The following is a 13482-nucleotide window of genomic DNA, read 5'->3' as shown; positions in this document are numbered from 1 at the left end:
TCGCGAAGCGCGTGCTCACGGCGCCGCGCCACGCGCCACGCGGCGTGTCGGATGCAGATCACGAAGGACAAGCGAACGCCTCCATCTGCGACAGGCGAAACGGGTTATAGCTGCTGCTGGCAGTGACGCGCAGCGCCAGCTTTCGCCCGCTGAAGTCGAAGGTGGCGACAAAACTCTCAGGCGCCGCACCTGGCGTGATACGCGCTTTGTCGAGCAAGCGGTGCAGCGCCCAGGGGCCTTGCGTTTGCAGGCCGTCGGAACCATTCGGTGTACTGATCTGCAGGCTGACCAGATTTGCGCCGCGTGAGCCCGGCCATTTCACTGTCGCTGGAATCTGCGGGCCGTGCGCGTAGCGGATCGTTTGACCGTCGACGTCCAGCGAGTATTGCGTGATGCCGGGGTCCAGATCGAGCGGTGTGAGCTCGATCTGCAGCGACGGTGCCGTCGCATTGCCGGCGAAGAACACGTTGCGGATCGTGTCCGCATTCTGAAAGGAGCCGAGCAGGTGCGTGTCGGCGGGCATGCCGCCGGCAAGGTTGCGCCTGAAGGTCCAACGGCTTGCGCCGGTGTCGGTCTGCGCCGCAAGATTCTTCTGGAAGAAGCTGTCCATCAGGCCACCGGCGGCGAAAAACCGTGAGAAATCGTCGAGCGCGACATCCCGGCCGGCATCGCGCGCGAACGGATAGCGCCCGGCGATCGTCTGCCGGCACGCCTTGCCGATACTGCCCTGCGCGTCATGAGCGAGGTTCTGCCGCGCGGCGCCGTTGATCTGCCCTGCCGCGCTGCGCGACAAGTCGCCGAACATGTTCCGCAACGGCGTCGGCATGCGATCCGCGTCCGCACGCAGTTTGTCGAAGACGTCCGTTTGCGGCGCAGGCGCTCCGCTGCTCAAGGCGGCATTGGCCGAGCTCAGATAACCGTACAGTTCGTCGAGCAGACGCAGGTTGCTTTCGAGCGGTGCGGCACCCGCGTCGCCGCCGGATCCGGTTGCGGCGACCAGCCGCCGCAGCGGCTCGAAATGAGTGTCCACGATGCTCTCGGGTCGCGCGTCATCGTATTGCGGCTGACCGGAAGACCCGCTGCCGAACAGCGCGGAGAGCGCCTGACCGGCTTCGGCGCCGCCCTTCGGCGCTTGTCCGGTCGCGGCCGCTCCGCTGCTGCGTGTGCGCAGCAAAGTCGTCTCGTTCGCTGCAACCTGCAGGAATTGCCTCAACGGCGAATCGGGGGCGGAGAGCGTGCGGGCGATCTGGATGCTTTGCGCGAGCGATTTGCTGTCGATCAGCCCGACGTCGTTCAGATAGGCGTCCCATATGTCGATGTAGTCGTTGAGGTACGCACGTTTGACCTCGGCGATCCATTGCTTGCGCCGCGCCTCTTCGCCCTGCGGCTCAGGTTGGATACCGAGCACCCACGGTTCCTCGTTCTCCAGTCGGGTTGTGGCGCCGTCGACCCGTTTAGCGAAGACGTCCCAGTACCCTTGATAGGTGTAGAGCGCGGGAATGCCGTCGGTCAGGGGCTTGCCGCTGTGACGGGTGAACACGAGACCAGCCTGCGGACCACCGGCACTGACGACGCTAACCGTTTCACCGCCCGCGCTGCGCAGCAGTTCCCGACGCAGCAGGTGATAGGTGCGCTGTGCCAGCGAATCGCGTACTAACCGCTCGCGCACGCTGTTCACGAGCGACTCGTTCAGCGCAAACGGCGAACTCACCGTGCGCGAGCCGAACAGGTTGGTGAGATGCGCTGCCAGCCGCGCGGTTTCATCCGGCGCGGTGTTCGACGGTAGCGTCTTTTCCGCGTCGAGCATCAGCCATGCGGTGAGAAAGCCTGCGTCATAGTGAGCCGCGTCATGGAGCATCAGATACGCCTTCAGCGCGTCATAGCTGAATTCGCTGTCGTCGGCCGGTGCGGTGGCGAGAATCTTCTCGAGACGGGTAGCGGCTTGCGGCAACAGCCGCTCGTCGAGCGCTCGCCGGTAGACGGCATCGGCTGCGTCGCCGGTTTTCCTGCCTTGATATAAGCCCATCCGGTAGCGCAGGAACGAAGGCGCGTCCAGCTCGAAGCGCTCGCTGCGCGGCAGGCTCCGCAACGCGTCGAGCAGCGGCACAAGCGGCAGCAACGCGCCGCCGGCAAGCTCCAGCGGCTGCTGGGTCTGCTGGTCGAGCGCCGCGACATGCGCGTTCACTTCGCCGAGATAGGCCCGGTTGTTCCAGTAGCTGAACGTCCAGCCACACAGCAACGTCAGCAGAACGAGGCCGAGCAACGCTACCACGCTCGCATGCAGCATCAGCCGTCGTCGCCGTACAGAGCGACTCACGCCAGCCCATCCCGCGTCGGCGAACACCGCATCGTGCAGGAACTGCTTGAGGAAATAGCTTCGGCTGCGATGCGCAGCGTCGCGCACAGGCGTTGCGTCAGATAACTGCAGCGCCTGCCTGATCGGCGTCAGAACCCGGTCGAGCGTCGGTCCGTTCTGCTGGGCGCTCGTGAAGTAGATGCCGCGCGCCCGCGGATTGGTCTCGATCGGCGAATGCCTGAACAGCGTCTGGCAGAAGTCTCCGATGACTTCCTTCAGGCTGGCGAATTGCTGTGGAAACAGATAGGCCCGCGCGCGGCTGTCGAGGTCCGGGTCCGCGATCAGCACATCCCGCAAGCCGTCGGTCAAACGCCGCGCCAGGGCATCGAAGGCGGCGCCGGAGAGCCAACCCGAGTGGCCAGGTGTCGTGTCCTCCGGCGTCGCCGCCATCCCCCAGACCTGCGCCCGGTCATCGCGATTCAGCCCGGAAAAATAATCGCTGAAGCCGCTCAGGCGATCCATCCGCGTGAAGCACAGATAGATCGGCACGCGGACATCGAGCTTCGCCTGCAGGAGCTGCAATGGCTTGCGCAGTCGCGTTGCATAGGCTGCGCGGTCGGCTTCGTTCAAGGCCAGGAGATCGTCGATGCCGACCATCAGCAGCACGCCGTTGACCGGCTGGCGCGGCCGGTATTTTCTCAGCAGGGCGAGCAGTTCTCCCCATTCGGCCCCGCGCCGCTCGCCGGCATCGGCTGCTTCCAGGTAAGGGCCCGGCGTGTCGACGAGGACCGCATCGTTGCTGAACCACCAGCGGCATTGCTGGGTCGGTTCGACGCGGCGGCTCGCGGCCTCGCCCGACTGTTCGGCGATCGACCATTCAAGTCCACCGTTGACAAGCGCGGCGGTCTTGCCCGCGCCGCTGCTGCCGACGACCAGATACCACGGCAGCCGATAGACATACTGGCCGGTCAACCTGTCGAGCCAGGCCGAGAAGCGGCCCGCATGCACCGTAGCGTGACGCAGCAGATGGAGCGCCTCGCGAAAACGCGTGCGCAACTCGGCGATACGTTCGCCGTCTGCGTCGCCGGCAGGGTTATCGCGCGGTGTCGCCTGGCGTCGGCGCAAACGCGCCAATACGCCTTCGCTGGCTGGCCGCGCCGGGCTGCGGTGGATCACCCAGGCGAGCCAGACGAGCAGCACCAGCCCGATGCACAGGCAGCGCGCGCCAGCCGCCGCCAGAGGACGGATGTCGCCGATCGCCAGCAAGGGGCCGTAGACCCAGACCACCGGCACGAGCAATAGAAGGCCGGCCAGCACCCATGCTTCACGGGACAGCAACAACCCCAACAGCCGCTTGAGAACGTTCATCTGCGCGTCGTTCCGGAAAGATCCCGCGTGACGGCGGGCGTCAGGAGCGCGATATCCACGCGCCGGTTATGAGAGCGGCCCTCCGCCGTCGTATTGGTATCGACGGGCTGGGTGTCGCCGCGTCCTACCGCCACGATAGGGCGCGTACGGTCGAGGCCGGCCGACAGCAGCAACTGCCTGACCGCTTCCGCACGGGCCCGCGCGAGTTCGAGATTCGAGGCGAAGCGCTTGTCGCGGATCGGCTGGTTGTCGGTATGTCCCGTGATCACAATGTCTCCTTCGAGCCGGTTGAGTACCTCGGCGATCCGCATCAGCACCGGCAAATAGGCCGCTTTGGTGGTCGCGGAGCCTGAGTCGAACAGGCCGTCGCCGCGGATTTCGACGACGCTGCGGTCGGCTTCGTCGCGCACCGTAATCGCGCCGCTTGTCAGTTCCGCATCGAGCAACGGCGCGATGCCCGATGAAAACGCGGTAGGCTTGGCCGCGCTGATGGCCGGCAGACGGATGGCGTCGATGGCGGCCGTGGTCCGGTCGCCGTCGCGGTTCGACGACCACAGATAGACGGCGAAGCTCAGGCTGCCGAGCAGACCGGCGAGACACAGCCATGCCCACGCCGGCAGCCCGCGGCGCAGCGTGACCGAAGCCTTGCGATCGGCGGCGCGCCAGGAAGGGGACAGCGGATGTGCGTAACCGCCGCCCGTCTCGTGCAGCAGTTTGTGCAGCCGCCGCATGAGCGTCGCCAGTTGCGCGGCGCCGTTCTGGATGACGCGGTAGCGTCCCTGGAATCCCAGCGCGAGGCAGAAGTACTGCAGTTCGATAATGTTTCGATGCTCGTGCGGACTCGACGACAGGCGCGCCAGCAACTGGAAGAATTTTTCGCCGCCCCAGGTCTCGTTGTGGAACGCGACCAGCAGGCTGTGCGCCGACCAGACTCCGCCGCCGCCCCAAGGCGTGAGCGCCGCGGCTTCGTCGAGCGCGCAGCACAGGCAATAGCGCGCGCCGACGATGGTCTCGACGGAGATCGCGGCTTGCTGCGCGCGAGTCTGGAACTGTCTGATTTCGTCGACCAGATATTCGCGCAAGCGCTCCGGCTGGATCGCCGCGTCGACGCGCATTTGCGCGAGCGTGGCGAGCAAGGTATGGGCGGCGACGACCAGCGCATTCGCTGAGCTCGCCGGCGGTGGGGGTGTGTGCGATTGAACAGCGGCACTCATCGGGCTTCTCCGTCAGCTCTCGTCTCGTTTAGCTTCGCTTGGCGCGTGGGTTAGCCGCGGATCGCCCAGCACTCCATGGCGAGTCCCGGCAGATCGCCGGCGACATGCAAGGCAAGGCCGCTCGATTTCTCCAGTTGCCTCCACAACTCGCCGCCGGTATCCAGCTCGAAGTAGTGATAGCCGGCGTTGTACGGAATCTGCCTGGGCGCGACCGGCAGCAGGCGCAGCGCGATGCCCGGAAGATGCAGATGCACCAGTTCCGCCAGCCGTTCGGCCGGGCCAATCTTGACCTGCGCCGGATAGCGCGTGCGCAGCGTCTCGGCCGGCAGGTCGGCATGCACGGCCAGCACGAAACCGGCGTTGCGCAGGAGTTCCAGATTGGGAACCTGCGCGACCCAGACCCGCTGCGCGCGCTCCTGCAGTTCGATGGCGACGGCATTCTGTTCGAGCACGGTCGACAAGGCGCGGCGCAGCTCGGTCATGAGCGGCACGAAGCTGCCTTGCAGGTCGTCGTGACGGTAAGCCGGACGTACCACGGGCCGGCGCTCGTTGCGCGTGTAAGTGCAGAGATCGAAGGCGAGTCCTAGCCACTGCTGAAAGAGTTGCTCGGGATGCACCTGGCCCGTCTCCCGAACGTGCCAGGTGTCGGCCTGAGCGCGGTTGATCAACGCCAGCAGCAGAAAATCCGCCACCTCGGACACACCGCCGCGGCCCGGCTGCGAGAGCCGCTGTGCGAGCGCTTCGCCGCGCTGTTCGAGCAGTCCGTCCAGTTCGCGCAGGTAGTTGAAGAGCGTGGGGTGCTGGCCGGCGACGAGCATCGGCGGGATATAGCCGGGGTCGAGCACCAGGTGGTTGTCGCTGCGCCGCTCGACGATGCGCAGCAGACCGAGCGCCTGCCACTCGCTACCGAGCTGCGATGCCAGCACCAGACGAAGACGCGCCCGGGCGATCTGCACGGTGGCAGGTCCGAGCGCGATGGCATTGCTGTCGGCGATTTCGCGCGAGCACACGCCGTAGCGCGCCGGCGAATCGGCCTGCTCTTCGAAGATCGTGTCTTCGCCGCCGGGCCGCCTGAGCGGCAAGGCGAGCAGCACGATCTCGTCTCTCGCATGGGCGGGAACGTCGAGCGGCGCCGGAAGCTCATCCGGACTGGTAAGCCGAAACGGGGTGCCGTCGGGAAACACCCCGTGCGCCATCGTCAACGACACCTTGCCCAGGGCGAGCGCGTCGTGATCGATCTCGACGCCGAGGAAGCCCCAGAACGCCCCCTGCAATCCCAGGCAGCGCTGCTGGACGTAGCTTTCGACATAGCGCTCGAGTTGCTGAAAATGTTGTGGCCGCAAGTACATGCCTTCCGACCAGACGACTTTGCCTCTGGACACGCCGGAGTCCTTCAGCGGCAGATTTTCATGCTTCATCAATGGGTCCAGTCCGTCGTTGTGGCGGTCAGGCCGCCGGCGTCCAATTTCACTTGCAAGCGCAGCGGTTGCGGCGCGGACCACCAGAGCATGAACGCGCTCGTGTCCTTGCCCTCGGGCAGCACAACCGTGGTTTTCCAGACGTTTTTGCCGAGCACCCGATAACCGGCGACGATGCCGAGCGCACGGCTCGCCGGATTCCCCGGCCGGCGCATCAGCTTGTGCTCGCCCGGCAGCAGGATCAGTTGTTCGAACGAGACCAGGTCGTCGCCGAGGGTGGCGGCCGCGTGATCCTGCAAGGCCGTGAAGTCGCCGGAATCGAACGCTGCTGTGGACTTCAGTTCGTAGATGCCGACCAGAATCGGCGCGGGTCGCCCGCGGCTGTCCGGATTCACCTGCGATCCGGCCGCGAGATAGAGGTCGTACGGAACCGGCACGGCCTGGGGTGTCGCGGCGCAGGCGCTCAGCAGGACGGCTGCGCCGAGCAGATGCAGGGCGTGGCGGGGGGTGTGTTTGATCATGACGTGGCCATGGAGGGATCAGGGCGCCAGGTTCAGGATGTGGGTCTGACTGGGCGACGTGCCGGTGCCGATGGCATTGTTGGCGTTCTGCTGGGTTGGATCGGTCATGCGGGTGGTGGGCATGCCGTGCAGCAGCACCGTATTCGCGCCGTTGATATTGCGCGAGGTGGAGCAGACGGTGCCCGACACGACGCCGCCCATCGAACCCGGCGCGTCGCCGCTGGTGACGGGAATGAGGGTGGCGAGGTTGTGCGTCGGGGCGCCGCCGGTCAGGATGTTGCTGACGTTCGGGATGGCCTGGGTGCGCTGCGCATTGTTGTCGTAAGCCACCGGGACGCCGAACGGGGGCGTCTTGTTGACGCAGACGGCACCGTTGGCGCCGCCCGAGCTTGAGTTGACCATGACCATATATGAGGTTCTCCTAACCGAGATGGATTTGTTCGGCATCGATCTTCGACAGCCGCTCCGCCGTCAACAGCGCGTTCTTGCCATGCAGGCGCAGGCTTGCGGAGGCCGCGTAGTCGAGATGACGGGTGCGTAGATGATCGATGGCTTCGATCGTGCGGAAGCTGCTTTTGCTGATCTGCACGATGCGTTCGACGACCGTCTCCAGCGTCTTTCCGATCAGGCGTAGCGCGCCGAAGCGGGCCTGCAGGTCGCGGCAATCGAGCGCCGCAGTAGCGGCGCTGAGTTCGGCTTCGTCGGTTGCGACGGTTATTCGTCGGCTGTCGAGTTGCAGCACCTGGGTGGCTTCGACGGCGATGTCCCGACCCGCGCAAAAACGCAGGCTCTGCGTCGTTTCGACGAGCAGGTCGCCGTCGAAGCGAAGCCGCGTCTCACTCGCCGACACGCGTTCGAGGATAGCCAGCACATAGCGCTGCTGCGGATCGGCGCAAGAGACGACGACGCGATCGCCGGGTTCGGGCGCAACGAGGCAGCTATACGCGCGCAGGCAGCGCAGTCGGGCACCGTCGCATTCCACCAGCACGGCGTCGTCAGGCAAGAGGGCCACGACGATGCCCACGGCGATGCCCACGACGTCGTGGCTCTCGCGAGGCAGACCGTGCGCAGGCGTTCTCAATTCCGCTACTGTCGATTTCATAGAGGTTCTCTGATTGATGGGCATGGTGGTCAGCCGCCGTCTCGGCGCTTCGACCATTCTTCTGCGGCGAATCGAGCGGGGTCATTGTCGATAGCGCCCGGGCGGCCGTGCCATCCGGCATGACCGGCTCGATGAAACTGGGTTCGCCCCAACGTGGCCTGATCGAAATTGCCGCCGCTTAGCTCGGCGTACGAAAAGTCGGCGCCTTCGAGGTGGGCTTGCGTGAAGCGGCAGTCCGATGCGTCGGCGCGATGGAACACCGCGCCGCGCAGATTCGCACCGGTGAAGTCCGCTGCCCGGAGGCGCGCCTCGGCCCAGATGCTGTTTTCGAATTGCGCGCCGCGGCATTGCGCGCGCTCGACCTTTGCGCGGTAGAAATTTGCGCATGCAGCGTCGACCTCATTCATGAGCGCCTGCTCGAGCGACGCGCCCTGAAAGTTGCACTGACCGAGGCGCGCGGACGTGAAATCGGCACCGCGCAGATCGGTGTCGATAAACTGGCAGCCGCGAAACGTCTGCCCGCCGAAGTGCTGGCCGGCCAGGTTCGACTCGGTGAATACGACACGCTCGAACACTGTCTGTGCGAAACGTACCGCGCGCATGTCGAGTCGATAGAAGAAGCATTTGCGGATGAGCGCGGCAGTGAAGTCGGCGCCCGCCAGCGGTGTTTCGTCGAAGAAGCCGAGTTCGATCTGCGCGTCGTCGAACCGGCAAGCGCCGAGATCGCTTTTCAGGCAGGTGAAACGGCTGGCGCGCACGCCGGAGAAGAGCGTGCCGCTGGCCTGCGTGCCGGCCAACCGGCAATCGTCCAGCAGGCTCGCGGACAAGTCCGTACGAACCAGCTCGCTGTTCAGGAACACGCTTTTCGACAGATCGGTGTTCGACAGATCGACGTCGGTGAAGCGGCATGCGTTGAACACGGATTCTCTGAGGTGCGCACGGGCCAGCCGTGTGCCGCTAAAGGTGGTTCGTTCGAAGATGGCGCCCGACAGATCGCCATGCTCGAGGGACAGCCTCCCGAACGACTGATCCGCGATGACCTCGCCGTTGCGGGCCCTCTGCTGCAGTCGATCTCGTTCCGGACTCATGCTGCCGCCTTGGCGAACGGATGAAAGTTGACCTGGTCCAGATAGGCGCCGTCGAACTGTGTCGTGTCGTCGATCGCTGCCTCTGCGAAGTCGGCACGGAACAGGTTCGCTTCGCGAAAGTTCGCACCGTGCAGGACGGCGCGTCGCATCGAAGCGCCCATCAAATCGGCGCGCGCCAGATTGGCGCCGCTCAGATCGGTGCGCACGAGGTGGCTGTCTGCGATCTTTGCCCCGCGTAGATCGGCCAACCGCATGCGGGCGTCGGAGAAGTCGCACTGGTCGATCCGCGCGCCGCTGAAGTTCGCACCGTGCGCGCGGACCTGGCGCAAGTTGACTTCGCTCAGGTGCGCCTGCGAGAAATCCGCGTTGTCGAGCACGCTCTCTTTGACGAAGCAGGCCTTGCGAAGGATCGCGCCGTCGAAGCGAATACCGCTCGCGACGGTTTCGACGAATCCGAAGCCTGCTATGTCGGCGCTCGCGAACGCAACGCGGGTAAGCGTGCACTGGATGAAGGCGAGCTTGCGGATGCTGGCGCGGCTGAAATCCACAGTGTCGAAAGTCTGTTCGATGAAGGCCAGGTCGCTCAGGGTGGCTTCGCTGAAGTCGGTGCTGAGAAAGCGGCAATCCCTGAACTGGGTTCGCTGGACTGAAGCACGGGTCAACCGGCAACGCTCGAACCGCGTGTTCTCGAACAGCGCACGATCGAGCACGGCGTCGCTGAAGTCGGTGCCGTCGCACTGCGCCAGCGACAGGTTGGCGCCCGTCAGGTCGGTGCGCGCAAACACCGTGCGCACGAGTGTGGCGCGCGCGAGTACCGCGTTTCCCAGCACCGCGCCTGTCAGGTCAGTCTCGCTGAGATCGGCGCTTTCCAGCAACGCGCCGGACAGCGTTGCCCCGCGCAGACTCATCCGGCTCAGATCCGCGCCGGTCAGATCCCAACCGGCCAGCGACTCGCCACGCGCATGCGCCGCGGCAACGCGTTCCTGCAATACGCGCCCGGCGGCCGTGTCGAGGCGCGGTGCTGCTTCCTGATACTGGACGGCATGCCGGTAGGTCTCGCGGAGTTTCTTGTCGGCGTCGATTTCCAGGTGGCGTGGGTCCTTCTTCCGATCGGCACGCCGTGATGCCGCGCCATCGCGCGATAGCGCGGGCGGGCCACGCCGCGTGGTTGGCGGATTGACGCGCTTGCGCATTCCGCTTGCCGCGTGGCGGCCTTCGATCTCACGCTGCTTCTCTTCCAGTGTTGCGCGCTGCTCCTGAGCGATCCTTTCCTGCTGTTCGACGAACTCCGCCAGTTGGTCGATGCGAGGGGGCTGCGTCGGCGCTGCATCGAAAGCGCCAGGCGCGAGGCCTGCCGCACGCGCTCGCTCGATCTGCTGACGTGCGCGTTGCTGCAGATTGCGCTCTAGCGCATCGTGCGACGTAGCGTCGGTGGACGCGTCGTCAGCCGTGGTGAGCAGTGCCGGTGGCGCCAGATCCTGGTCGCGCAGCGCATGGAGCGCACCGTGCTTGCGGTCCATGCGCAGGTCGAAGGTGCGCCGGTAGTCGGCTGCGGAACGCGGCTCGCCGCTCAGTTCGGCGCCGAGTAGCAGACATGCGACGTCGTGTGCGTCGAACTCCCGAATCCCGGCTATGCCGTGGAAGATCATGATGGCCCGCTCGCGATGCGGAATGAACCACACCGTCGTCAGACGCATCCGAATCTCCGCGAGCGTGTCTTCGGATTGCCGCTGCAGGAAGCAACGGGCACGCAGCGGCGGCAGCGCGCCTGTTATCACCGGTTGTTCGGGATGCATATGAACGATGCGATAGGCCGCGCCGTCCGGCATGGCATCGAGCGCCGGGAATTGCTGATCGATGGGCGCGATATTGAAGTAGCGGGTGTCCATCGAGCATGGAAAGCCTGGACAATCGCTTTCGCGCCATTGCGCGTCGAGTGCTCCGTAGAGCGCGCGGCGCTGCGGCCAGTCGGCTGCGATTGGCGTGAAACTTCCTGGTGTGACGATCTGTCCGGGTCTGCGTAAGCGCTCCGCCGGGTATTCGACGTTGGACAGCGGTTGAGATAGCTGCTGCTGTGACCGCTCGCTGTTTGCCGACGCGCCGTGAAACCCGCGGCCGCGGGGATTGTCCACATAGCCGGCTCCGCCAAACGCGAGAGGCCAGTCGATCGCGAGGGACTCGAACGGCTCGGCGGCCGAGGGCGCCGAACCTGCCCAGTGGCGCTCGCCCGACACGAGCAACGCCTTTTCCACACCGGCGAAACGGATGCCCACCCGGCACGTATTCGTATGGTCGCAATACCGCCCGTAGGCATGCGCCGATAGCAGAAACTCGGCTCGCGGTTTGGGGAGCGCCGCATCGAGCGGGAAGCCGGCCAGCTCCGCGCCGACCGTGTCCCATAGTTCCGACTCGCTGACGAGGCGCGGGGCTTCGCCGAGCGTCACCATCATGGGAATCGCGACGCCCAGGTGTTCGCTGCCTGCGGCCCGGTACGGGCGTGTCAGGACACCCAGTGGCGTGGGTTTGATGATTTTCATTGTGCGTGGTGTGTGTGGACCATGAGATGCCGGTTTCAGAACGTCACCGAGTAGCCGACGGTGCTGAACGACACGCCGGTCTGCGAGACACTCGATTCGGTCGCGGTGACCGACGAGCCCGTCACGCCAACGCTGCTGCCGATAACGTTGATGCTCGACCCAGCCATGAAGATCTGCGAGCCGGAGATGCTCACACCCGAACCGACAAAGCCAACGGACGAGCCGGTAATGCTCGTGGCGGCATCCGTAATCGAAATCGCGTCGGTGCTCACCGTTTCCATGGTGCCTTCCACCACCGTCATGGAGTTGCCGTCGACCGTACTGGTCTGGCTGCCGCCCACACTGGTCGTTGCGTCGTTTTCCACTGAGAGGTCGTAATTGCGCTCGGCATGCAGCGCGACCTGTTCCGCGCCCTGGCGGTCCTCGAAGCGCAACATGTTCGCGTTGGCGCTCGTGCCGCCGGGCGTGCGCGTGACGAAGCCGCTTTGCGTGGCCGCTGCGGGCAGACTGAAGGGCGGCATCTGATCGGCGTTATAGATGCGGCCGGTGATCAGCGGCCGGTCCAACTGGCCATTGAGAAAATCGACCACCACCTCCTGGCCGATCCGGGGAATGTGAATGGCGCCGTAGTTGGAACCGGCCCAGGCATCCGATACCCGAACCCAGCAGGAACTGTTTTCATCGCGCTGGCCATAGCGGTCCCAACGGAATTGCAGTTTCACGCGGCCGTATTGGTCGGTCCAGATCTCCTCGCCGGCCGGTCCGACGACGAGCGCGGTTTGTGGGCCGGTTGCTTTCGGCAGCGGCGTGACGCTGGGCGCGCGGTACGGCGACGACGCAGGCTGCGCGACGAAATGAAAGCCGTAGTGCGCCTCGCTGCTGCCGCTTGCATAGCCACCTTCCTGCAACCGATACGTGACGCTGACCACCAGGTACGAGCGGTTCTCCGCCTGGCGCGGGCAGTTCTTCAGCGTGAACAGGTAACCCGGCGCCATGGCGCGCAAGCGGGTGTGAGCGCGGGTGCGGGTATGTTCAGCCTGCTCTTCCTCGAGACGCACGCGCGCATAGTGTTCACCTTGTTCCGCTTCGATGTAGCCGCCTTGCCACAGGTACTTTTCGTAGCCGCCATGCTCGGCGCTCAACGGGTGGGCGCGTACCTGCGACAGGTCGGCCTGGGGCTTGCGGAAATCGTAGTCGTCGACGGCGTAGGCGCCTGTGCTGATCTGCGCGGCCGGTCGCCATTGATCGACCCCTTCGTCGCGAGGCAGCGCCAGATGATCGGGCGGCAGGTAGGGCAGCGTGGCGTAATCGGGCAGCGGGTCGTGCGCGCTGATGTCGTCCGCGAGCACCAGAACCTGCTGCGCGGCTTCATGGCGGAAGTAGTAGTAGATGCCTTCCTGCTCCATCAAGCGGCTGACGAAAGCGAAGTCGCTCTCCTGATACTGCACGCAGTAGTCCCAGTTGCGATAGTGCGCGAGCAGACGCTCTTCGACCTGGAAGCCATATTTGCCGAACACCGCGCGAAGAATGTCGACCACCGAGAGGTTCTGGAAGATGCGGCAGTCTGTCGTCTTCGTCAGGTACCAGAGCCAGGGCCGCAGGGTTGCCACATAGAGATAGCTGCGCGGCGTGCCGGTTTCGCGGCCGGCGAATTCGCAGCGCGCGATCTGTCCGCCGAGATAGCGGGTGCTGCCCTTCAGGGTGGTGATATGCAGTGTCAGCGGCTTGCCGAGCAGGCCGTCCATGTCCAGCGAAGCCGAGTGGCTGACGAGTTCGACCCGGAATTCGTAGAGCGATGACAGCGTCTCGCTTCCTTGCAGCGCGCGGAACCGAAGCGTCTCGGGATCGAGCGGCGTATGCGCGGTAATGATGTGGCTCATGAAGAACGTCTCGACGGTTGATGGGCGCGGTGCGGTGGCAGGCGTAGCGGGCGGGATC

9 protein-coding genes are annotated in these 13482 nt (G+C 65.3%); all 9 read right to left on the bottom strand.

Going from position 1 to position 13482, the window contains the following annotated elements:
- Window positions 1–58: 58 nt before the first annotated feature.
- From tssM to P3T42_RS15680, 9 genes are read right to left on the bottom strand one after another with little or no spacing between them, the layout of a single operon-like run.
- Window positions 59–3664 carry a type VI secretion system membrane subunit TssM gene (tssM, locus tag P3T42_RS15720; protein ID WP_429306544.1) on the bottom strand — a complete coding sequence of 1202 codons (3606 nt, stop codon included), beginning with the start codon at window positions 3662–3664 and terminating at the stop codon, window positions 59–61.
- On the bottom strand, window positions 3661–4878 hold the full coding sequence (gene tssL, locus P3T42_RS15715) for a type VI secretion system protein TssL, long form (RefSeq protein ID WP_429306543.1): 1218 nt from the start codon (window positions 4876–4878) through the stop codon (window positions 3661–3663). The genes tssM and tssL overlap by 4 nt, the downstream gene beginning before the upstream one ends.
- A 50-nt stretch (window positions 4879–4928) precedes the next feature.
- The gene (gene tssK, locus P3T42_RS15710) at window positions 4929–6296 is read right to left on the bottom strand and encodes a type VI secretion system baseplate subunit TssK (RefSeq protein WP_074302632.1); all 1368 of its coding nucleotides are present in this window, start codon (window positions 6294–6296) and stop codon (window positions 4929–4931) included.
- A complete protein-coding gene (tssJ, locus tag P3T42_RS15705; protein ID WP_429306542.1) occupies window positions 6296–6817 on the bottom strand; it encodes a type VI secretion system lipoprotein TssJ in 522 nt (173 codons plus the stop codon). Before tssJ ends, tssK begins: the two co-directional genes overlap by 1 nt.
- An 18-nt stretch (window positions 6818–6835) precedes the next feature.
- Window positions 6836–7225, bottom strand: a complete 390-nt coding sequence (locus tag P3T42_RS15700) for a DUF4150 domain-containing protein (RefSeq protein ID WP_429306541.1) — start codon at window positions 7223–7225, stop codon at window positions 6836–6838.
- A gap of 13 nt (window positions 7226–7238) precedes the next feature.
- Window positions 7239–7919 (bottom strand): DUF3540 domain-containing protein, encoded by a 681-nt coding sequence (locus tag P3T42_RS15695; protein ID WP_429306540.1) that lies wholly within the window; start codon window positions 7917–7919, stop codon window positions 7239–7241.
- A gap of 29 nt (window positions 7920–7948) precedes the next feature.
- The gene (locus P3T42_RS15690) at window positions 7949–9007 is read right to left on the bottom strand and encodes a pentapeptide repeat-containing protein (protein ID WP_429306539.1); all 1059 of its coding nucleotides are present in this window, start codon (window positions 9005–9007) and stop codon (window positions 7949–7951) included.
- Complete coding sequence (locus P3T42_RS15685; protein ID WP_429306538.1) at window positions 9004–11544, bottom strand: DUF2169 family type VI secretion system accessory protein; 2541 nt, start codon at window positions 11542–11544, stop codon at window positions 9004–9006. Before P3T42_RS15685 ends, P3T42_RS15690 begins: the two co-directional genes overlap by 4 nt.
- A gap of 35 nt (window positions 11545–11579) precedes the next feature.
- Complete coding sequence (locus P3T42_RS15680) at window positions 11580–13424, bottom strand: type VI secretion system Vgr family protein (protein ID WP_429306537.1); 1845 nt, start codon at window positions 13422–13424, stop codon at window positions 11580–11582.
- Window positions 13425–13482: the final 58 nt, after the last annotated feature.

The organism is Paraburkholderia sp. GAS38, assembly GCF_050434965.1.
GTDB classification, from domain to species: Bacteria; Pseudomonadota; Gammaproteobacteria; order Burkholderiales; family Burkholderiaceae; genus Paraburkholderia; species Paraburkholderia phenazinium_A.
This window is presented reverse-complemented; position numbering and strand designations above follow the sequence as displayed.

Coding starts and splice junctions, on each gene's coding strand:
- tssM (WP_429306544.1), bottom strand. CDS start 3,664: ATGAACGTTCTCAAGCGGCTGTTGGGGTTGTTGCTGTCCCGTGAAGCA.
- tssL (WP_429306543.1), bottom strand. CDS start 4,878: ATGAGTGCCGCTGTTCAATCGCACACACCCCCACCGCCGGCGAGCTCA.
- tssK (WP_074302632.1), bottom strand. CDS start 6,296: ATGAAGCATGAAAATCTGCCGCTGAAGGACTCCGGCGTGTCCAGAGGC.
- tssJ (WP_429306542.1), bottom strand. CDS start 6,817: ATGATCAAACACACCCCCCGCCACGCCCTGCATCTGCTCGGCGCAGCC.
- P3T42_RS15700 (WP_429306541.1), bottom strand. CDS start 7,225: ATGGTCATGGTCAACTCAAGCTCGGGCGGCGCCAACGGTGCCGTCTGC.
- P3T42_RS15695 (WP_429306540.1), bottom strand. CDS start 7,919: ATGAAATCGACAGTAGCGGAATTGAGAACGCCTGCGCACGGTCTGCCT.
- P3T42_RS15690 (WP_429306539.1), bottom strand. CDS start 9,007: ATGAGTCCGGAACGAGATCGACTGCAGCAGAGGGCCCGCAACGGCGAG.
- P3T42_RS15685 (WP_429306538.1), bottom strand. CDS start 11,544: ATGAAAATCATCAAACCCACGCCACTGGGTGTCCTGACACGCCCGTAC.
- P3T42_RS15680 (WP_429306537.1), bottom strand. CDS start 13,424: ATGAGCCACATCATTACCGCGCATACGCCGCTCGATCCCGAGACGCTT.